20 protein-coding genes and 2 tRNA genes are annotated in these 19,023 nt (G+C 53.6%); 6 read left to right on the top strand and 16 right to left on the bottom strand.

All coding sequences use genetic code 11. The annotated features are described in order from the left end of the window. Positions 1 to 48: 48 nt before the first annotated feature. A complete protein-coding gene (gene htpG / locus CRO08_RS04230; protein WP_097035722.1) occupies positions 49 to 1,935 on the bottom strand; it encodes a molecular chaperone HtpG in 1,887 nt (628 codons plus the stop codon). Positions 1,936 to 2,240: 305 nt separating this feature from the next. Between htpG and CRO08_RS04235 the strand changes: the two genes are divergently transcribed. After that, positions 2,241 to 2,783, top strand: coding sequence for a hypothetical protein (locus CRO08_RS04235; RefSeq protein WP_097035178.1), 543 nt, complete (start codon positions 2,241 to 2,243; stop codon positions 2,781 to 2,783). 27 nt (positions 2,784 to 2,810) lie between these two features. Here CRO08_RS04235 and CRO08_RS04240 read toward each other — a convergent pair whose 3' ends face one another. The 5 genes from CRO08_RS04240 to CRO08_RS04260 form a co-directional block, all read right to left on the bottom strand. Further along, positions 2,811 to 3,701 (bottom strand): hypothetical protein, encoded by an 891-nt coding sequence (locus CRO08_RS04240; protein WP_097035179.1) that lies wholly within the window; start codon positions 3,699 to 3,701, stop codon positions 2,811 to 2,813. A 91-nt stretch (positions 3,702 to 3,792) separates the two neighbouring features. Next, positions 3,793 to 4,899, bottom strand: a complete 1,107-nt coding sequence (gene serC, locus CRO08_RS04245) for a 3-phosphoserine/phosphohydroxythreonine transaminase (protein ID WP_097035180.1) — start codon at positions 4,897 to 4,899, stop codon at positions 3,793 to 3,795. A gap of 104 nt (positions 4,900 to 5,003) precedes the next feature. After that, positions 5,004 to 5,768, bottom strand: coding sequence for an EI24 domain-containing protein (locus tag CRO08_RS04250; RefSeq protein WP_097035181.1), 765 nt, complete (start codon positions 5,766 to 5,768; stop codon positions 5,004 to 5,006). A 66-nt stretch (positions 5,769 to 5,834) separates the two neighbouring features. Then, the gene (locus tag CRO08_RS04255) at positions 5,835 to 6,359 is read right to left on the bottom strand and encodes an HD domain-containing protein (protein ID WP_097035182.1); all 525 of its coding nucleotides are present in this window, start codon (positions 6,357 to 6,359) and stop codon (positions 5,835 to 5,837) included. 106 nt (positions 6,360 to 6,465) lie between these two features. Beyond that, complete coding sequence (locus CRO08_RS04260) at positions 6,466 to 6,837, bottom strand: hypothetical protein (RefSeq protein WP_097035183.1); 372 nt, start codon at positions 6,835 to 6,837, stop codon at positions 6,466 to 6,468. A 96-nt stretch (positions 6,838 to 6,933) separates the two neighbouring features. On the opposite strand from CRO08_RS04260, the gene CRO08_RS04265 reads away from it, so the two are divergent. After that, a tRNA-Arg gene (locus tag CRO08_RS04265) sits at positions 6,934 to 7,007 on the top strand. Positions 7,008 to 7,167: 160 nt separating this feature from the next. On the opposite strand, the gene CRO08_RS04270 is transcribed toward CRO08_RS04265, so the two are convergent. The 3 genes from CRO08_RS04270 to CRO08_RS04280 all read right to left on the bottom strand — a co-directional run bounded on the left by CRO08_RS04270 (position 7,168) and on the right by CRO08_RS04280 (position 8,458). After that, positions 7,168 to 7,710 carry a TlpA disulfide reductase family protein gene (locus tag CRO08_RS04270; RefSeq protein WP_072810212.1) on the bottom strand — a complete coding sequence of 181 codons (543 nt, stop codon included), beginning with the start codon at positions 7,708 to 7,710 and terminating at the stop codon, positions 7,168 to 7,170. Between the two features lie 160 nt (positions 7,711 to 7,870). Then, on the bottom strand, positions 7,871 to 8,167 hold the full coding sequence (locus CRO08_RS04275; protein ID WP_097035184.1) for a HigA family addiction module antitoxin: 297 nt from the start codon (positions 8,165 to 8,167) through the stop codon (positions 7,871 to 7,873). Between the two features lie 9 nt (positions 8,168 to 8,176). Then, positions 8,177 to 8,458, bottom strand: coding sequence for a type II toxin-antitoxin system RelE/ParE family toxin (locus CRO08_RS04280; protein WP_073115809.1), 282 nt, complete (start codon positions 8,456 to 8,458; stop codon positions 8,177 to 8,179). A 181-nt stretch (positions 8,459 to 8,639) separates the two neighbouring features. On the opposite strand from CRO08_RS04280, the gene CRO08_RS04285 reads away from it, so the two are divergent. Beyond that, the gene (locus CRO08_RS04285) at positions 8,640 to 9,176 is read left to right on the top strand and encodes a hypothetical protein (RefSeq protein WP_097035185.1); all 537 of its coding nucleotides are present in this window, start codon (positions 8,640 to 8,642) and stop codon (positions 9,174 to 9,176) included. Between the two features lie 226 nt (positions 9,177 to 9,402). Here CRO08_RS04285 and CRO08_RS04290 read toward each other — a convergent pair. The 5 genes from CRO08_RS04290 to CRO08_RS04310 form a co-directional block, all read right to left on the bottom strand. Beyond that, positions 9,403 to 9,476: transfer RNA gene (locus CRO08_RS04290), tRNA-Pro, on the bottom strand. Positions 9,477 to 9,557: 81 nt separating this feature from the next. Then, positions 9,558 to 10,049, bottom strand: a complete 492-nt coding sequence (locus CRO08_RS04295; protein WP_097035186.1) for a Smr/MutS family protein — start codon at positions 10,047 to 10,049, stop codon at positions 9,558 to 9,560. A gap of 47 nt (positions 10,050 to 10,096) precedes the next feature. Further along, on the bottom strand, positions 10,097 to 11,104 hold the full coding sequence (locus tag CRO08_RS04300; protein WP_097035187.1) for a lauroyl acyltransferase: 1,008 nt from the start codon (positions 11,102 to 11,104) through the stop codon (positions 10,097 to 10,099). 27 nt (positions 11,105 to 11,131) lie between these two features. After that, a complete protein-coding gene (locus tag CRO08_RS04305; protein WP_097035188.1) occupies positions 11,132 to 12,466 on the bottom strand; it encodes a UTP--glucose-1-phosphate uridylyltransferase in 1,335 nt (444 codons plus the stop codon). Positions 12,467 to 12,493: 27 nt separating this feature from the next. Next, entirely contained in the window at positions 12,494 to 13,864 is a 1,371-nt protein-coding gene (locus CRO08_RS04310) for a hypothetical protein (RefSeq protein WP_097035189.1), read from the bottom strand. A 247-nt stretch (positions 13,865 to 14,111) separates the two neighbouring features. Here CRO08_RS04310 and CRO08_RS04315 point away from each other — a divergent pair, with 247 nt between their 5' ends. Then, positions 14,112 to 15,146 carry a hypothetical protein gene (locus tag CRO08_RS04315; RefSeq protein ID WP_141398230.1) on the top strand — a complete coding sequence of 345 codons (1,035 nt, stop codon included), beginning with the start codon at positions 14,112 to 14,114 and terminating at the stop codon, positions 15,144 to 15,146. 3 nt (positions 15,147 to 15,149) lie between these two features. Here the strand turns inward: CRO08_RS04315 and mraY are convergent, their stop codons facing one another. Next, positions 15,150 to 16,298 (bottom strand): phospho-N-acetylmuramoyl-pentapeptide-transferase, encoded by a 1,149-nt coding sequence (gene mraY, locus CRO08_RS04320; RefSeq protein WP_072810228.1) that lies wholly within the window; start codon positions 16,296 to 16,298, stop codon positions 15,150 to 15,152. Between the two features lie 168 nt (positions 16,299 to 16,466). Here mraY and CRO08_RS04325 point away from each other — a divergent pair, with 168 nt between their 5' ends. Then, positions 16,467 to 16,850, top strand: coding sequence for a hypothetical protein (locus CRO08_RS04325; RefSeq protein WP_097035191.1), 384 nt, complete (start codon positions 16,467 to 16,469; stop codon positions 16,848 to 16,850). A gap of 53 nt (positions 16,851 to 16,903) precedes the next feature. Continuing rightward, positions 16,904 to 17,593 carry a LysE family translocator gene (locus CRO08_RS04330; protein WP_097035192.1) on the top strand — a complete coding sequence of 230 codons (690 nt, stop codon included), beginning with the start codon at positions 16,904 to 16,906 and terminating at the stop codon, positions 17,591 to 17,593. Between the two features lie 420 nt (positions 17,594 to 18,013). Here CRO08_RS04330 and CRO08_RS04335 read toward each other — a convergent pair whose 3' ends face one another. Next, positions 18,014 to 18,976 (bottom strand): bifunctional oligoribonuclease/PAP phosphatase NrnA, encoded by a 963-nt coding sequence (locus CRO08_RS04335; RefSeq protein ID WP_097035193.1) that lies wholly within the window; start codon positions 18,974 to 18,976, stop codon positions 18,014 to 18,016. Between the last annotated feature and the right edge of the window lie 47 nt (positions 18,977 to 19,023).

Raw genomic sequence — 19,023 nt, forward strand, 5'->3', positions numbered from 1 at the left:
GCCCGCGAATGGGTCGCGGGCTTCTCGTAAATGTGGTTGTATCTAGCGTCACTTCACGCTGGCGGTCAGGAGTTTAGTAATCGCGCTGACGTATTCAGCGGGGTTCGGGAGCGGAGAACCTTCGGCAAGCAGAGCCTGACCGTAGAGGGCCTTCGGCCAGTCGCCCAGATCTTCCTTCGCTTCGGCCTTCTTCTTGAGCATTTCGCAAATCGGGTGCGTCGGGTTGATTTCGAGGATGCGCTTGGATTTCGGCAAGTTCTTCTGGCCCATCGCCTTCATCATGCGTTCCATCTGGGCACTCATGGCGTCTTCGCTCGTGACGAGGCAGCAGGGGCTATCCTTCAGGCGGCTAGACACGCGGACTTCCTTGATGTCTTCGTCCAAGACCTTCTGCAGGTTTTCGCAGAGGCCCTTGAAGATTCCCTTGTTGGCTTCTTCGGCCTTCTTTTCGTCTTCGGTCTTTTCGAAGTCCACGTCGCCGCGGGCGATGTCGTGGAACTTCTTGTCGCCGAATTCGGTGAGGCTCGACATCATGAATTCATCGATGCCGTCGCTCATGAGCAACACTTCGTAACCCTTGGCCTTGAAGGCTTCGAGCATCGGGTTACTCTTCACGGCATTCTTGTCGCCGATAAGGTAGTAGATTTCCTTCTGGCCTTCCGGCATGCGCTTCACGTATTCGTCGAGGCCCACGAGAGCGTCGCCTTCGGTCTTGGTGCTTTCGAAACGGAGCAACTTCTTGAGTTCGTCAAGATGTTCCCAGTTCATGTAGAAGCCTTCCTTAAGGACCATGCCGAGTTCGCGCCACCAGGCGTTGTACTTGGCGGCATCCTTGTCGGCCATGTTCTGCAAGGTATCGAGCACCTTCTTGATGACGTGCTTACGGATGTTGGTGATGATCTTGTTGTTCTGCAAGATTTCACGGGACACGTTCAGCGGCAAGTCTTCGCTGTCCACCACGCCGCGCACAAAGCGCAACCACGGCGGCAGCAAGTCCTTGCAGTCGTCCATGATAAAGACTTTCTTCACGTAGAGCTTGAGGCCGTGCAAAGCGTCGTTGTGCCAGATGTTGAACGGGGCCTTCGACGGAATGTACACCAGGCTCCAGAATTCCTGGGAACCTTCGGCGTGGCTGTGGCTCCAGGCGGCCGGTTCGTCGGCTTCGTGGCTGATGACGTTGTAGAAATCCTTGTACTGTTCTTCGGTGACTTCCTTTTCGCTCTGGCGCCACAGGGCCTGCTTTTCGTTCAAACGTTCTTCGGGCTTTTCTTCGATTTCGCCCTTGTCGTTCTTGGTCGGTTCCGGGTGGAAGTAGATGCCGTAGCTTACAAAGCCGCTGTACTTCTGGACGATGTCCTTGATTTTCCATTCACTGGCAAAGTCTTCGGCATCTTCGTCGTCCTTCAGGTACAAAGTAATCTTGGTGCCCACCTTGTCGCGCGGGGCTTCAGAAATTTCAAATTCGCCCGTGCCTTCGGAAGACCACATATAGCCCTGAGTTTCGCCGGCCTTAAGGGTCAACACTTCGACCTTCTTTGCAACCATGAACACGGAGTAGAAACCCACACCGAACTGGCCGATGAGATCGACGCTGCCCTTGTCGCCTTCCTTCAAATTCTTGATGAAGTTCTTGGTGCCGCTACGGGCGATGGTGCCCAGGCAGTTGATCAAGTCTTCCTTGTTCATGCCGATACCGTTGTCTTCGACAACGATGCGCTTGCCTTCCTTGTTCACCGAGATATCGATGCGGAGCTGCGTGCCCACCGGGAGCAAGTCGGCGTTTGAAAGCGAGAGGAAACGGCGCTTGTCCAGTGCGTCCGCCGCGTTCGAAACGAGCTCGCGCAGGAAGATTTCCTTGTTGCTGTAAAGGGAATTGATCATCAAGTTCAGCATGTCGCGAACTTCGGTCTGGAACTCCATCTTTTCTGTAGCCATTTTTCTGTCCTTTGTCATCCCCGCGAAGGCGGGGATCTCCTTGATGTTTAATTTTCGAGCGGTTTAGACTGTCAAAGCGTTTCAAAATGAAACAAATTGGCGGTCCTGCCTTGTTTTCGCTATAGAAGATGCAAGAACCGTGCCAATGGTTCGACAAGCTCACCAACCGTGGTTCGACAAGCTCACCAACCGTGGTTCGACGTAAGGTCACTGAGCCGGTGCGCTGAGTTTGTCGAAGCGTTGCCGAAGTGCACCAATATATTATATTTCGGAAAAGCCTGCTTTTTGGGGCTAAAAGGAGATTTATGAAAAAGTCGTTCTTGAACATATTTATCCTGTCGCTGGCTGTAGCGTTCTGTGCCTGCGACGATTCCGCATCGGGTTCTCCCGAAAACGGGGGAGACTCGGGTAAGTCTGCGGAAGCGAAGGGGAGTTTCCCTGCAGGTGGTGACCCGGATTTTTACTGCGAGGCGACCACCGGTGTTGATTCCGACGGCAAAAACTGGAGCCAGATAAAGTTGAATATCCCGAACTACAAGGGGTTTGTGGAACGGATCGTGTTCGATGATGCGGGTAACGGCTCGCAGTACTATGAAGAGTCCTATTTCAAGATATCGCCGATGGATAAGGCCGAGATGTGTTTGGAATTCGAACAGGCGCTGCGGGAAGACCTTGCAGATAAAAATGTTACCGATTCCTATTGTGGCGAAGGCGTTTCGTATTTCGTGATTGAGTTTGAAAAAGTCAAGCTGGAACGACTCGCCTCGTACGCAGAATCCTTCAGGGAAGACTGCGAAGATTACGAGCGCGACTGGGAAGAGGGCGAGTACGCCCGCTACCAGAAATAAATTGCGTTTAAGATAAATTAATTTCCGTTACTTCAGGTAAATTCTTTGCCCGCTTTCCAGCATCAGGATGATGGGGAGTGCCGGTGCGACAAATACATTGCCCTCGAGAACGCCACCTTTCAGGAACTGGCCGTTCAGGCTGAATGCCTTGTATGGGGTGTTGGGCCTGGCGCCTGCAATCAGGTAGCGGTTCTGGCCGAGTTTCGCAAAGCTGATTCTTGCCTGCGATAGTCCCAGAATTGCGGGGGAGACGGTCGTAGATTCGGGTGGAAACTTGATGTCCGGGCACGTGTTCAGCGTATCGAGAAGGATGGTGAACTCGCCGGCAACGGCTGCAAGAGCAAGTGGCATGTCGACCATGTCGACGTCCTTCCCGCCGTTTCTTCCTCTCTGCTCGGGCGGATTGAATACACAGCCTCCGTAACCGTAATCCTTGCTGTAGAATCGCTGGCATAATTCAAATACGTGTGTCACGAGGGAGTCCGCCTGTTCCGCCGTGCCCTTGAATACGCCCGCCTTCTGCAGGCGCGGGAACTCGTCCTTGTACACGTCTTTGTGCTTCACGGTGAAAAGTGAATCCATTCGTGTATTCTCGTCGTCGGAATAGGTGACTCGTGCCACCTTGACCACCTTCTCGGTGACAATCACTATCATGGTGGAGTCCAGTTCGGACCTGTAGACCCAAGCAGTATCGGTGCTGGAGGCGTTCTTGACCGCGGGCTCGCGCTGGCTCATCTTGGAGAGGTCCAGGTAGTCGCCTTCGAACAGGTAGAGCGCTGTCGCCGGGTACCCCATGTAGACATCGGTGCTGCCGCCCCCGCCCTGATGGTGGGTGACGCTGCATTCCGCCGCGTGTAGGCTTGTAGCCAAGGCGCCTGCGCAAAACGCGCCCGCAAATAGAAATGTGGTGAATTTCATGATTTGTTCTCCTTTCTTGATACTGTAATAATAACACAAAAAGAGGCGCTCTGTCAAGAGCACCTCTTTTTAAAATGGATGGACTGGTCGCTTAGCCGAGTACCTTCTTTTCGAAGTCGCCGAGGCAGTCGACGAGGGCCTGCACGCCTTCGACCGGCATCGCGTTGTAGATGGAAGCGCGGAAGCCGCCGACGGAGCGGTGACCCTTGAGCTGCTGCAGACCGCGTTCCTTCGCGAATTCGAGGAATTCCTTGGCGAGGTCATCGGCCTTGTCGGCAGCGACCACGTCCTTGTTGAACACGAACGGAACGTTCATGATGGAACGGTCTTCCTTGGCGGCGGTACCAACGAACACCTTGGAGTTGTCGAGGGCGCTGTAGAGGAGAGCGGCCTTGCTGCGGTTCACCTTTTCGATTGCGTCCACGCCACCGAATTCCTTGAGCCACTTGAGGGTGCGGTTCATCACGTACACGGCGAAAACCGGAGGCGTGTTGAACATGTTCTTGTTGTCGATGTGGGTCTGGAAGTTGAGCATGGTCGGGATGGTGCGGTTCACCTTGCCGAGCAAGTCCTTGCGGATGATAGTCACGGTCACGCCAGCGCAGCTGATGTTCTTCTGGGCGCCGCCGTACACAACGCCGAAGTCAGAGACGTTGATCTTGCGGGCGAGGAAGTCGGAGCTCACGTCGGCCATGAGGAAGCCGGACTTCGGCTTCGGGAAGCTCTGCCATTCCGTACCATAGATGGTGTTGTTGGCAGTCACGTGGAGGTACGTGGCGTTGTCGCTGAGCTTCAGGTTCTTGTCGATGTGGTTGTACACATCAGCCTTGGTGTCACAGGCGACGTTCACGTTACCGAACAGCTTGGCTTCCTTGCAGGCCTTGTTTGCCCAAACGCCGGTGAGCGCGTAGTCGGCCGTTGCGTTCTGGTCGAGGAAGTTCATCGGGAGCATGCAGAACAGGAGTGAACAACCACCACCGAGGAAGACGATGTCGTAGTTCTCGGGAATGCCCATCAAGTCGCGGAGGAACTGTTCGGTTTCGGCGAACATGTTTTCGATCGGCTTTGAACGGTGACTCATGGAGAGAATGCTGATGCCGCTATTTGCGTAGTCGATGCATGCAGCAGATGCTTCCTTGAGTGCTTGTTCGGGCAGGACGGACGGGCCTGCGCTAAAGTTATAGACCTTATTTGCCATGGTTGTGTTCCTTTTTGTTTTGCCGGGGAACGTCCCGGACTATAAATTTACGGGCGTAAAAATAGCAAATTGCGCCCTGCTCGGCAATGGTCTACGGGTGCTACCTATCGCCTCGTTTTTCCCTTTATCTCTATTTGTGAAATTGTCGCGGCTACGGCAGAAACGCCCCCGATGAAAGCCGCGATAAAAGTCCCGCAGAACAGGTATAGCGGTAGTGAATACACGGCCCCGTTCGCAATAGCCAGGTACTTTAACTCGCTCGTGCCCTTGAGGCTATCTTTGACGGAATACCGCCAGCGCTCGAAGGTGTAGTCCATGAAGCCGCTCCCGAAGTAGTAGGCGTTGATGATAAAGATGAGGCAAATCGAGATGACGCTCCCGACGACGGGAATCAGGTTCAGGAGGAGGCAGAGTGCGGTCAGCAGCAGTTGCTTTGCCGTGTTCCGGAGGGCGATGAGCAGAGCCCTCCAGATATCCTTCAGGGTCTGTTTCGCGTCGAACGGGAACTCGTTGCCGGTGAGGATGGTTTCGGCCTTTTCCGAAAGCATCGTGTAGATGGGCGACATCAAGACGTTCACGATGGTGCCGCCGATGAAAATGAAGACGATGAAGAAGATGATGGGGAGCACGATCTTGATGGCGACCATGCCGGCCTGTATCCAGCCGTTCATGTTCTCGGTGTGCCGCTCGATGATGCCGTTAATCCAGTCCCCGATGCCGATTCCGGAAAAAATGAGGGCGATTACCAGGATGATGTTGAGGACAACGGGCAGTGCCAGGTACTTGGTGAGTTTATTTGTCCATATCAGACGGAGCGCCTTTGGGTATGCGGCGAGCCCGCTTACAATCTGTTCCTTTGTTCGAACCATTCTTTGTCTTCCTTTATAAAAAAATGCCCCGCGATGCGGGGCGGAAAATGCGCCTTTGGGGCTGTGCTACACGCCGAGGGCTTCGATGGCGGCCTTGTACTTCTTGAGGCGGAACTTCGTTTTGAGTTCGCGGCGTTCCTGCCTGTGGATGTACTTGTCTTCCATGAGCACGTTCAAGATGGCGCTCTTGGCCTTCGCTGCCGTCGGGTTGTCCTTGAGGGTTTCCACGAAGCGCACAAAGTCCTTCTCGCGGGCGTCGTAAGTCGCGTCTTCTGCGGGTACGCCCTTTTCCATGAGCCTGCAGCTGTACTCGTCGATCCAGCCCTGGTTCTTGTGGTAGGTCATCTTCTGGATAAGTTCGACCATGTCTGCCGGAACGCCCATCGCGATGACTTCTTCCGGGGTCTTCTTGGTGGCGCCCGTAATCAGGTCCTGCAGAATCGCAAGAACCTGCACGTCTTCGGATTCGCCCTTGTTCTTGAGGTAATCCGCAACGTTCTGGAGAAAGTCAATGTAGGGGCCGCCGGCCTTGTCCTTCTGGTCTTTGTGGACTTCGGCGGCAATCTTGTAGGCGTCTGCGTAAGAGAGCATGTTTGTTCCTTGTGATAAAAAACTTGTTTGCCCGGTGGGCTCTAGCACAATATATATAAAATGAACCGGAGAGTTTGTTGCGTTATCGTCCAAAATGGAATGATTGTCAGATTTCTTCCATTTTTAGCGGTTTGCCGGAGAACGTCTTCACGTAAATCTCGTTCGTGACGTAATCCTTCCAGTTTTCGGGGGTCTTGCCCGTATCGACGAACTTGCAGATGTCGGCGATGGCGCCCGCGAGGCCTCCGCTTTCTTGCAGGGGCTCGTTTTCTGTAGACCTGGACCGGCACAGGCTGAGGGCGGTCCCGAGCACGTTCACGTTGCGGAGTTGCTTGATTTCGGTCGCGAGTTCCGTGTGTACGGTTTCCGTGCTGGCTACGGCGGTTGCAATCTTTGCAAGCGCCTCGGCCTGGGCTTCCAGTGCGCGGGTCTGTGCCTGAATCGTTTGCAGGAGTCTCTCGAATTGTTCGTCGGTCATTTGAATGTCCTTTTTGGGGAGTTTCCTTTCTTAATATAGCATAAAAAGAAAGTTTGTGCACAAACTGGGTGAAATTTTCTATATTGTGCGCGACTTGCTCGCGTAGCTCAGTTGGATAGAGCAGCTGCCTTCTAAGCAGCGGGTCGTGGGTTCGACTCCCGCCGTGAGTATATAAATAGCCTGGACACCGTAAAGGTGTCCGGGCTATTTATTTTCTCGGGAGGAGATCCCGGGTTCGACTACGGCAGAAGGCGAGTGATGCGACGGCGAACTTGTTCGCCGGCATATCCGAGCCGAAGCGGAGCAGCCTCCCGCCGTGAAAAATCCGGCTTATTTCTTTATCTTGTTCAGCATCGTCCGCAGGTGGTTGATGTGCGACTCGTCCATGCTCTCGTAGCGGTAGAACGTGCCGTCGGGCATCACGAGGTAGAGCACCGGCACGTAGCCGTTGCCGTAGAGCGGGCCGAATTTCTGCGAGCCGTCCTGGAATACCGGAATGACCACTTTGAACTGGTCGATGAACATGCGGATGTCGTTTTTCTTGATGTTCCCGCCGATTGCGATGGCGATACCCGTGACTCCGGCCGCCTCGTATTCCTTCATGATGGCCTGCACTTCGGGCATGTGCTTCTGGCAGTGCGGGCACTTGGGACTGAAGTAGTATATCATCAGCGGGCGCTTGGCAAAGTGACTAAAGAGAATGCCCGGGTCGCTCACTCCGGAGAGCGGCAGGCTGAAATCCATCTTGATGGCCGTCCCTGCGGAATCCTTCATGAGGGGCACGTCTGCCATCTGCGGTTCGGGGGCTAGCTGGGCCAGCGACATGGTGGCGGTCAAAGTCAATAATGTCAAAATACGTTTTGCGAATCGCATAGATACTCCTGAAAATCGATGGGCCGGTATGAACGGCCTTTCACGCCTTGTAAAATACCAAAAAATGGCGTGAAAAGTGTCATGAAAACGCAAAAATGCGCTTTTTTGTCGCAAAAAGGGAATTTTAATCACATTTTTGGTGGGGGTAGGGGTGGAAAAACTAGGCAGCCGCAATTGGCTTGATGTTTTCGAGTTCTTTTGATAGCTCTATCTTGAGGTTTCGAATGTCGATGTCATCTTGCAGGGAGATGAAATAATCATCGGATACGCCGAAGAACTTGGCAAGCCTCAAAGAGGTATCGACTGTGATTCGCCGGCGGTCGTGAAGGATGTCTTGGATTCTGGAAACGGGAACGTTGATTGCCTGGGCGACCTTGTAGGCGGACAAACCCATGGGGGTGAAAAACTCTTCGTTCAGAATTTCTCCGATTGTCGGTGTCTTTATGTGCTTGGTCATGGCTTGCTCCTAGTGGTAATCAACTATTTCGATATTGTAAAACTGGTTATCAGTCATTGTAAAGCAAATACGCCATTGGTCGTTGATGCGGATGGAGTATTGCCCTTCTCTATCTCCATGCAGTGGCTCCAATCGGTTGTTTGGTGGGATGCGTAAATCGTTAAGCGATTTTGCATTGTCTATCATCATTAACTTTCTTAGAGCAACTTTTTGGATCGCTTGGGGTAATCGTCGTGAAAACTCCTGGTGGTAAATGAGTTCGGTTTCTTTGTTTGCAAAACTTTGTATCATTCAATATACCTTTTTTGCGTGTATATGTCAAGCGGGTAGTTTTTTAGGGGAATTTAGGATGCCCCTATATATAAAACGGAGAAAGGGGGTAAAATAAGCCGAAAAATTTTGGTAACGTGCTGTTTTTTACAAAAGGGAATAGCGAGATTGCCAAAAACGAGAACTTTTTTATATTCTATTCATGCCTTTTTCAGAAGAATACCTCAAAGATTACGAAAATAAAATCCGGAAGCTCCCTGTCGATGAACTTTATGAAATACTTGACACAATTCGTGACCATCCCTTAAAAGCAGATGATTCTCCTGAAAGAGTCCAGATTGTTGAAAAGCGCATTATTGAACTTACTGGTGACAAAGAATCCATTTTGTCTCGTGAAGAGTTTAATAAAAAAGTGGAACAGGAATATATCGAGAAGACAAATCCTTTGGCAGTCGGACTTGAAATTTTTGGAGTTGTCCTAATGTTAATAGGAGGTGTGTGCCCGCGAAATCCTCACCTTGCAGAAACCAGTTCGAATCCAATATCTCTTTTTCTCAGCGGTCTTGGGTGCTTAATTGTAGGATTATGCAATTTAATCGATGGAAAGATTAAGATATACCTAATAGGATGGGCGGTAATCCTGACAAAAAAAGAACATCCAAAAAGGTTTTGGTCCATAGTGGGTTTCTTTTGTATTGTCGGCGCTTTCTTTTTAGTTAAGGCATGTCAATGCTGGTAGGGTAAGTTGAATGTGTTGGGGGGCGCTTCCTTTTCAGGAATAGCGAGATTGACAAAAGTTTCACGTTGTTCAACTTTTGCCCTTCGGGTTACGCCTGGCGGCGTAATCTCTAAATCGCCTAAATTCACTGCGTTCAAATGGCGATTTAGTCGAACTCACTTCGTGAGTTCTCATCTCGCGTATAATTCCGATACGAAAAAAGCACCCACAAGGGGTGCTTTTCGTATCGGAATAGCGAGATTCGAACTCACGACCTCTTGCTCCCGAAGCAAGCGCTCTACCAGGCTGAGCTATATTCCGGTTTTGTGGGCACAATTATAGATAAAAAGTGCGGGTTTTCAAAGGGGTAGGGGGCGAAAAATTTGTAAAAATACCCAAAATTTACTTCTTTCGGGCGGTTTTCTTGGCCTTTTTGGGGTCGGGGCGTGCGGGGGTGTCGCTTTGGGCGGGTTTCCCGAGGACCATGATGCTCGAACCTGCGTTGTCGGGTTCGACCTTGTACAGGCGAATGCGGTGGTTCCATTCGGACCGGACCTTGCGGTCAATGATGCGCTTGACGTTCCCGTAGCTCGGGTTTCCGCCGCCGTGGATGACCCTCAGGACCTTGAGACCAGCGATGTTCAGGTCATCGATGCGCCGCTCGACGGCCTCTGCGGCTTCATCGGCGGTCATGCCGTGCAGGTCAATCTCGTCTTCGGGCATGGGGAGGTCCCAGGCCGCGGGGTTGCGGCGCATCTTGCGCCCGCGCGCAAGGCGGGCGGGGCGCATCACGGCGGCATTCTCCGCATCGACGCGCATCTGCTCGTCCTTGTCTTCCATGCGGTGGTTCATAATCCACTGCATCTGGAATTCTTCTTCTGCGTTCAGGGGCATCTCAAATCCTCAGCCCAAATATAGAAAGCGGCTCCGTGGTTTGCGCCCTAGACGACGAAGTTCTGGTGGTAGTTCCAGCTCCACTGGTCGGGGTGCTCCGCTATCCAGCGCTCCGTCTCGCTGGCAATGTCCTTCACGAGGGCGCTTTCTCCGGCTTGGCTTGTGGCCTTGCCGGCGACGGTCTCGTCATATTTCGGTGGGTAGAACGTCTCGAACCGGATGACGATGCTCCCTTCGGGGTACTTGCTGTCGCGGGAGGGCGAACCGTGCATTTCTGTCCAGGTGCGGAAGGTGACGATTCCCGCTCCCATCCGGTTGATTTTCTCGATGAGCCGCAGATAGAGTGTGGTTTGCCGGCCGAACAATTCGGCGGTGTTGCCCTTCGTGTTTTTCCCCTGGTCATAGACCATCGCGAGGATTCCCTTGGTGCGGAAGAGTTCGCGGATGAGCCGGCCAGTTTCTTCGGGGTGGTATTCTGTGAGGTGCGGGTCGCTGCGGAGTTCCGCTAGCACGTCGCGGAAGGCGGCATCCCCGACGGAATCGGTGATGAGGTGCACGTGCTCGCTGTAGTGGCAAAGCGCGCGGTGCATGAGCTCGAAGGAACCCTGGTGGATGCTGATGCCGGCAACGGGCATCCCGATTTTAGCACATTCGGCGACGGCGCCTTTGATGATGTCCTCGTTCTCGAACACGATGCGGCGTTCCACGCTCTTGAAGCGGGCGAGGCCGCGGTAAGAATCCAGCGCGTTCCAGAAAATGCCGCGGAACATGTCGCGAGCGGTCACTTTCTGCAAGGGGCTGGCGCAGTTTAAACCCGAAGCCGCACTGTTTAAACCCGGCGCACAGTTTAACCCCGGCGCACAGCCTTCATCCTGCGCCGCCAAATATCCCTTTGCCGCGTCCAAATGTTTTTCCACACGCCCGTAGGCGCGCTCGGTGTGGAGCGCCTTGTATATGGGGAATGCGATGGCGAACAGTGCTGCATAGAAAACATTCGGCAGCCGCAGCAGGATGTTGAGTAGTAATTTGTATGTAATTACCTTGAATTTGTACATGGAGCCGCGGTGCCTGCCGATCAGGAATTACGCTTCCTCGAATTCCAGGATATTCCTTCCGAGTTCGCGCTCAAATACGCGTCGCGAAAGGCCTTCGCCTGCATAGCTGATTGTGGGCGAGACTTCGTAGAGCCTGCCGGGCTTCACCTCGACATGCGCCTTCACGAGCCATTCGCGGTGGAGCTTGCCGATCATCGTGCGGGCTGTTTTCGGGCTGTCCGTGCCTTCCGCGTTCTTGACCGGGCTAAATTCCTCTTCGCGGATGACGCCGAAGGGGAGCATGGTGCCGAGCTGCGGGAAAGCATCGAACAAAAACTGCTCGAACTTGAAGCAGTTCTCGATGCCGCAAACCGTCTTGCGGGCCGTGTGCCACGGGAGTTTGCCGGTCTGCAACTTGCGCAGTGCCGAGACTTTGAACAAATGAATGGCGAGGTTCCCGCCGTCAAAGACGAGGCTTCCATCCGGGTTTGTCATGTCGCGGTATTCTTCGGGCAAGTCGCTGTATTCGACCACGCCGGGCTTGTTGTTCTGGAAGGCGAAAATGCCCACGCGTTCCTGCGCGTTCGCCTTGTGAACGACCTTCGATGCGCTGGCCATCATCCCGTTGTCGGCGAGAGCCCCGATGAATGCGGGGTCGCAGATGCGGCAGAGCGCGTTGTCGACGCTGTAGAGGAATACGTATTCTATACCCTTCTCGACGAGCCATGCGAGCGAACCGCTCTGGGCAAGCGCGCGGAAGCACCCGCCGTTGCCATCGGGTACGAGAGCGAGCCTGTCGCCGTCGAGCACGGCCTTGCCATCGGGCGTAAGCGCGCAGATGGTTCCCTGCTCAAAAAAGCGGATGTTGTCGCGGTCCATCCCGAAGAAGTTGTGTTCGGTAAAGAAGTTGACGGTCGCCTCGTGGTTCAGCGGGCTCGTCATGATGCACCATGGAATCGGGTGGCCTACGCGAGCCGCGAGGTTCTGCAAGCGTTCCGCCTGCAGTTGGAACAAACTCTTGTGGCTCGGGAGCCCGATATCGAACATTCCCTTCGGGCCGTCGAACCCGAGGCGCGAACCCTGGCCGCCTGCGACGAGGAACGCCGCCACCTTGCCCTTCCCGAGCAGCATCTCTCCGATTTCTTTCCAGTAGTCGTATTTCAGGTTGTCTTCCGCAATCCGGAAAGGCATGGGCTTCAGGTCGGCAGATACGTTGTCCGCCTTGCTCGCGCTTGACTTTTCGGCGTAGAGAGCCTTCAGTTCTTCCCAGTCCTGGCTTGCGATGTCGCGTTCGAGGAGCCTGCGGGCATCCCCGGAGAGTTTTTCAAGGTGCGCCGCCAGTTCCTGCTGGCCGGCCGCATTCAGAGTCTCGATAATATCCATGCGCCTTAATATAGAAACGTCAATGTATCATTTCAGCGGGTTGGCGACCTGTTTTACGTCGAAATTCCTGAAGTTGTCCCTGAATTTCCCGTTGGAATCGATCACTTCGGCTATCGCGGAATCGATGACCGATGTGTCTTTAGGGAATTCAGGATTGCTTGGGACAAAGACAAGGTACTCGCTTAAACTTGATGCGGGTTGCCCGGAAAAACTTGCAATGATTAACAGGGAATCGAAGTTTTGCAGGCAGTTTTCCCCGCAAATATCATCCATCGCATAGGAGAACTGCTTGTAGAAGATGCAGTCCGCACCGTTGCAGGATTCCTCGTCAAGGATGGTTTGCAGGTTTTGCGGCTCTAGCCTAAAGCGCGTGTATTCGCCGTTGTTCTTGACCCTTCCGTAGAAATAATTCACAATATGGCGCCCACTAACTTGGACTCGGAGCGAATCGTCTATCGAGACAGCCTGTATGGAGTGGATTTCGCATTCCTGGAAAGTAATTTCCTTTTCACCGTAGGTCAGTTTTTCAACCTTGGCGGGAACAAGGCCGCTTTGATAGACAAGGGCGCATTTTAAGGTGGCCGAAGTATCTTTGCCGATAAAGTCGATGATGTGGGGATTGTCGTACAGGTATGCCTGGGCGTGGGATGCTTGGACGAGCGAGCGGACTTCCGGGTTGACGAAACTGAGATTCACCCGTAGCGTATCAGCCCCCTTTTGCAGGTAGCAGTTGGATTGGAGGCTGTCGCCGTATGCCGCCAAGGCCGATGACGAATAGTCCCATACAAACTCGAAGTTCGGGTGTATATATGCGAAAAAGTTGTCGGTGCAGCTGGAGCGTGTGCTAATATCGGGAGATGCGGTATTGTAGAATGCGGAGGGCTCGCCGGGGATAAAGTGGATTGTCTGCGAAATGTTGGCGCACTTGGCAGAATCCATCTGGATTGTGAGCACGTGTTCCTGGGTGTAGATTGTTTCGGGAACCTTGATTCCCAGGTGGTGCATGGCGCGTGGGTCCGATGTCTCGTAAGTTTCGGCTTGGGTGCCATCCCAGGAGACGGTGATATCGGAGAGGCTGCAGTCCGTGTCCTTGCGTAATTGTGGGTTGTAGTAGATGTCGGTTACGCGTGACTTGACTTCGATGGTGTCTTCGTGATGGTTGTTTGCCCAGTCATGGAAAAACGCATTCGTCTGTATCGGGCACTTCTGCAGCCCCGCGTTTTCAACATAGAAGCATACGTCCGGTTCCCATTCGAGGGTGCTTTCCAGTGCAAGTCTGTCTTCGTAGGCTTTCTTCTGTTCTTCCGTCGGTTCAGGCTCACTGGAGGAACTGCCGGAATCGCAGGCAGCAAGGAGGCTGGCTAGTATTGCAGATAAAGTTGCATAACGGTATTTCATACAAATAAATATATGTTTTTTCCCTGTGCTGCGAACCTTTGATGGCCGCTATTGTTCAAAGTCTAGATAAAGCGGTCTTTTTTTATGATAGAAGTATCGTTTTCCCGTTTTTTTTTATTTTGAACATGATTTTTTCGCAAAATCGGCCCCGATGGAGCCGTTTTTTGGGATATCTGGGGGAATTGTAAACTTTTTATTTACTTTTGCCAAAAAAGGAGTTATATTAAGAAAGAACCGCGGAGGTCCCATGAAAGGATTTTTTGGAATTCTTGCCATAGCAACGACATCGCTTGTGCTTTCTGCCTGCTCTGTTGCTCATCTCAGCAACTTTCAGTTTGGCGCATCTCCCTCGCCGGAAGTCAACGGCCCGGGAAAAGATTTGGATGGCGTAAGCATGGCTCGTGTTTCGGCTTCTTTCACTGCTGCAGACGAAGACGAGGTGACTTTCCCGGTAAGGAGCCGTGCCTTGGATGAAACCCTGCTTGGCACGAATACGATTGCAAACTTGACAGAGCGTGTTAATCCGGATTCCGTCAAAAGAACCAACTCGAACAATGCAATCCTTGAAATAGACGGTTACCACATTTCGGCTTCATTGGAATTCATTATAAATTTCAACCCTATCTTTTTCCAGGTGGGCATTGCGGCGTATGATGGCTTCTATTACTACGTGGCCATCGGTGCAAACCATAAATATTATGATTGGGGAGTGTTTCTAGGGGAGTTCAACCAGTTTACGACGGTCGACTTTTTTGGGTATTGGTGCGGCGTTGACGGTTGTTCGGAAGATGATATGGACGACTCCTTTGTCGCTAGCGATTTTGTCGTGCTGGGCGATGTCTTTTTCGGTGCGTACGTTGGGGCTCACGTGTGGAGGCTATCGCTGAACAATACCGTCAGTATGTACCGCCCTGGGATAGATGTTGAACGTATGGATTACGATATGCCCTATGTTATCTCGAACTACACGTCGCTTGGAATCCACCTAAGTGATGAATGGTCGATACGTGGCGGAACGGTAATTTCGTTTATACGTAATTTTAGAAAGCCCCATATGGGATTCAGGTTCTCCATAGACTTCAATATAGCAGAACAATCGTCTAAAATGAAGAAAAAAAGGGCGTCTGCAGAAAATGGAGCGCTGCAGCCTGCGGAAACACCGCCTGTAAAGGTTGCGGAGGAACAGACTGCTGCGCCCGCAGAAACTGAAACCGCTACGGAATCTGAAGATAGCGATGTTGATGAGCCCGCTGAGGCCCAAACGGAAGAATCTGCAGAATAGTTTTTAGCGCAGCCCGAAGAATATCACCATGCTCACGATGAGCGCGAAGATGCTTATCAGGTGCATGCGCCACACGATTTTTGAGTTCATCAGGGGCTTGCTCGGGAAGCGACCTTCCCACTTTTTCTGGTAGTGGTGGTGGAGCGGCGCGCAAAGGAAAATGCGCTTGCCTGTGCCGGTTGTTTTTTTGGTGAACTTGAACCAGAGAATCTGGAGCAGCACCGAGCAGGCCTCGGCGATGATGATGATGCAGACGATGGGGAGGAACAGCCCCGCCTGCACCAAAATAAACATGATGCCGATGGTGGCGCCGAAGCCCACGGACCCCGCGTCGCCCATGTAGATTTCGGCGGGAGGGCTGTTGAACCACAGGTAGGCGAGCAGTGCGCCCGCGATGGCCATGGCGATGGGGAATAGCTCATCGCAGCCGGGCAGGTACGGCACGTGCAGGTAGGTACTGAAGATGAAGTTGCCGCTCACGTAGGCGACAAGCCCCACGAAAATCATGCTGGTAAGGATAGGCACGGAAACGAGGCTGTCGAGCCCGTCGGTAAAGTTCGTCCCGTTCGCGCTCGCGGCAATGACAAACGTCATGAAGGCGACAAAAATCCAGTTGGGGAGGTGCAGCTGGAACACGTCGATGGGGCAGAAGGGGATGGTGAGGTCACCCTTGAGCTCGGGGATGAACTTGTAGCAGAAAATCGCGACGATAAGGCTGAACAGGAAGTAGAGGAACAGGCGCAGACTGCTGGAGATGCCGTCGGCCTTGTCCATGTAGTCGGCGGCCTTGAGCTTGCCGAGCTTGATGAGGCGTTTGGCGCGGACCTTCGCGATGTCGTCGATGGCGCCCACGGCGGAGAAGGCCGCGAGAATCACGAGCGTCGAAATGGTGTAGCCGTTCATCTTGCAGACGAGGAGCGAGACGACCTCGACCACCACTACCAGGAGGAGCCCGCCCATGATGGGTGGGGACTTGGTCTTACCGTCCTTGTCGAAGTCGCTGGTGGCGTCGAGCCCCTGCAACAGGCGGATGTACTTGGGCATGAAGAACAGCACGAGGATGATGGAGAGCATGGCGGCCGAGCCTGCGCGGAAGAGACGGCCATCGAAAATGTCCATGCTGGTAACGTGATAAAGCCAATGACAGAGCATAGTTATAAAATCTTAGATTTTCCCGGCGAGGGGGTCGTGTCATCCTGAGCGGAGGGCGCAGCCCGTAGTCGAAGGATCTGGTGTTTAAACTTGTGTTTTTTCTTTGCAAAGATAAAATTTTGTGCCTGCGTTGGCTTTGGACTGCCCGAAATTTCTACATTATGGGGCATGAGTGAATTGCGTATCGATTGCCCCCATTGCGGAGCCACCTTCAACGTCATGCTGGACGGGGAGCCCTCGTCCATGATGGTCTTTGCCTGTGCCAAGTGCAAGACCCCGCTGATGCACATGGCCGGAGTGACTTCGGAACTGGACCGGGAGGAGTTTGCGCGCCTCCGCGAACGCCTGAACCGCGTGCTGAGCGCCGTCATGAAGCGCGAGGGCGAGGTAAGCGAGGTCGCTGCGTCCCTCAAGAAGCTCGTGGACGAGTCGAACGCCCGTGCCGAGGAGCGCGAGTCCGAACCCGCGGTCGCGATATCCGACGAGGCGCTTGCGGAACTGCAGAAGGGCCTCGACGAGATGGACGTGGACAGCTTCTTGGAAAAACTGTAAAGTCTCCGTTGTGTCATCCTGAACGAGCGTAGCGAGTCGAAGGATCTATTTAGATGTTAAACTTTTTCATAGCAGCCCTCGTGGTGGCGCTTGCCCCCGGCCCCGACAACCTGTTTGTGCTTGCCCAGAGCGCGACTCACGGCGCACGGGCGGGCTTTAGCGTGATTTGCGGGCTGTGCACGGGAATCTGCGTGCAGACGGTACTCCTGATTGTGGGGGTGTCCGCGCTGATTGCGGCTAGCCCGATTGCATTTTTTGTGTTGCAGTGCTGCGGGGCGGCGTACCTGCTTTACCTCGCGTACAAGAGTTTCCAGGTCCGCGCTGGAGTGGTGAAATTGGAAGAGCGTGATGCTGGTGGCGAGATGCGCGCGGGCGGGGAGGGCGCAACGGTCGCGGGCAAGGAAGGCGCGGGCAGTGCAGGTGCGGAGGGCGCGGGCCTTTCGTTCCGCAGGCTCTATCTTCGCGGTATCATCATGAACCTCACGAACCCGAAGGCGGTTCTTTTCGCGCTTTCGTTTATTCCGCCGGCAGTCGACATGAGCCGCGACATGAGCCCGTCGCTCCAGATGGTTGTTCTCGGGGTGGAATTTGTGACGGCGACCTTCATCGTGTTCGGCTCCATCGCGCTACTTGCGGGCGCCGTGAAGAAATTCATGCTCAACAGCCCGAAGGCGAACCGCAATTTGAACTGGTTCAGCGGCTGCATGTTCGTGTTCCTGGCTATAGCGCTATTTTTAGTGTAGAAGTCCTGCTGCTCTGGGGCTAAAGCCGACTTTTTTTGCCCGGAAAAGCCTTTTTGGCGGGTGAAATATGCCAAAAAAAGCAAAATTGGGGATTGAAAGGGGTGTTTTTTGCTTGTTTAATCCCCAATTTTGTATATAAACTAACAGAAATTAGGGGCGATTTGCGTGATTGGCGCCCTATAAGCACCCGAAGTGGGGATTAAAAAGCCCGAAAATGCAGATTTAATCCCCACTGCAAGCCCAAATCCCTGCGGTTTGTTGCGTACAAACTAAGAAATTGGGGATTGAAACCCGCCAAAAGAGGGGGTTTAATCCCCAATTTCATCATTTTCCTGAAATTTTCTTACACTTCAGCGATTTTTCCGCGGTTTTGTTGCCATGCGGCGACCCGCGCTTTTGTTGTCATGCGGCGACCCGCGCTTATCCAAGTTGCTTTTGCACCAGCCCGAGAATCTTTTCAATCGCAACTTCGGGCGCGTCGCTGGTGTCGCCGCCGGCGGCACGGGTGTGGCCGCCACCGCCGAACTCGCGGGCAATGGCGTTCACGTCCACGATGTAGTTGCTGCGCAGGCTAATCTTGTACTTGCCGTTTACCGGGTACAGGAACAGGGCCACTTCGGTGCCGCCGACTTCGCGGATGGTGTCGATGACGTTGCTGAGTTCCACGGGCGTAACGCCGAAGCGTTCCATGTCTTCGGGGGTGATGTGGGCGTAGACCACTTTACCCCCGAGCCCGAGCTTGCAGTTCTGCATCACGAACCCGGTCACGAGCGTCTGCTTGTAGGTGCGCGTGTAGTAAGTCTCGTTCACGATTTTTGCGAAGTCGATTCCCTTCTCGATTAAATCGCCGACCACCTGCATGGTGCGCTTGCCCGTGCTGCTGAACTTGAACGCTCCCGTGTCGTGCACTATACCCAGGTACAGGCTGTTCGCGGTCTCGCGCCCGACCTTCGCCTTGTCGATGTTCACGTACACCACCTCGCATGCGGAACTCGCCTCGGGTTCCACGAGGTTCAGGGTGCACAGATTCAGCGGGTTAGAAATGTGGTGGTCGATGTTTATCGTTTTTTTCGCGGCACGGATGCATTCCGCGCCGTTCGCCCCCACGCGCTCGAAACTCGGGGTATCCATGAGGAAGGCGAGGTCGTAGGGTTGCCCGCCGTTGCAATCCGCGGTGTAGGCCTCGCGCGCATCGCTTGCCCCGCGCAGAATCCGATAGCTCTCGGGGAACTTCTCGAGGAACAGGTCCGCGCGGATTCCCGGGAAGTTGTCGCGGATGTAGTTGTAGATTGCCGTGGTGCTGCCCACGCAGTCGCCGTCGGGCCTCACGTGCCCGAAAATCGCCACCGTTTTCGCTTCGCCCAGGAATTCGTCAATCGTCATGTTCAATCCTTTTTGCGGGGAATATAATAAAAACCGGGTGGAGGCTA

Source organism: Fibrobacter sp. UWT3, from assembly GCF_900230125.1.
GTDB lineage: Bacteria > Fibrobacterota > Fibrobacteria > Fibrobacterales > Fibrobacteraceae > Fibrobacter.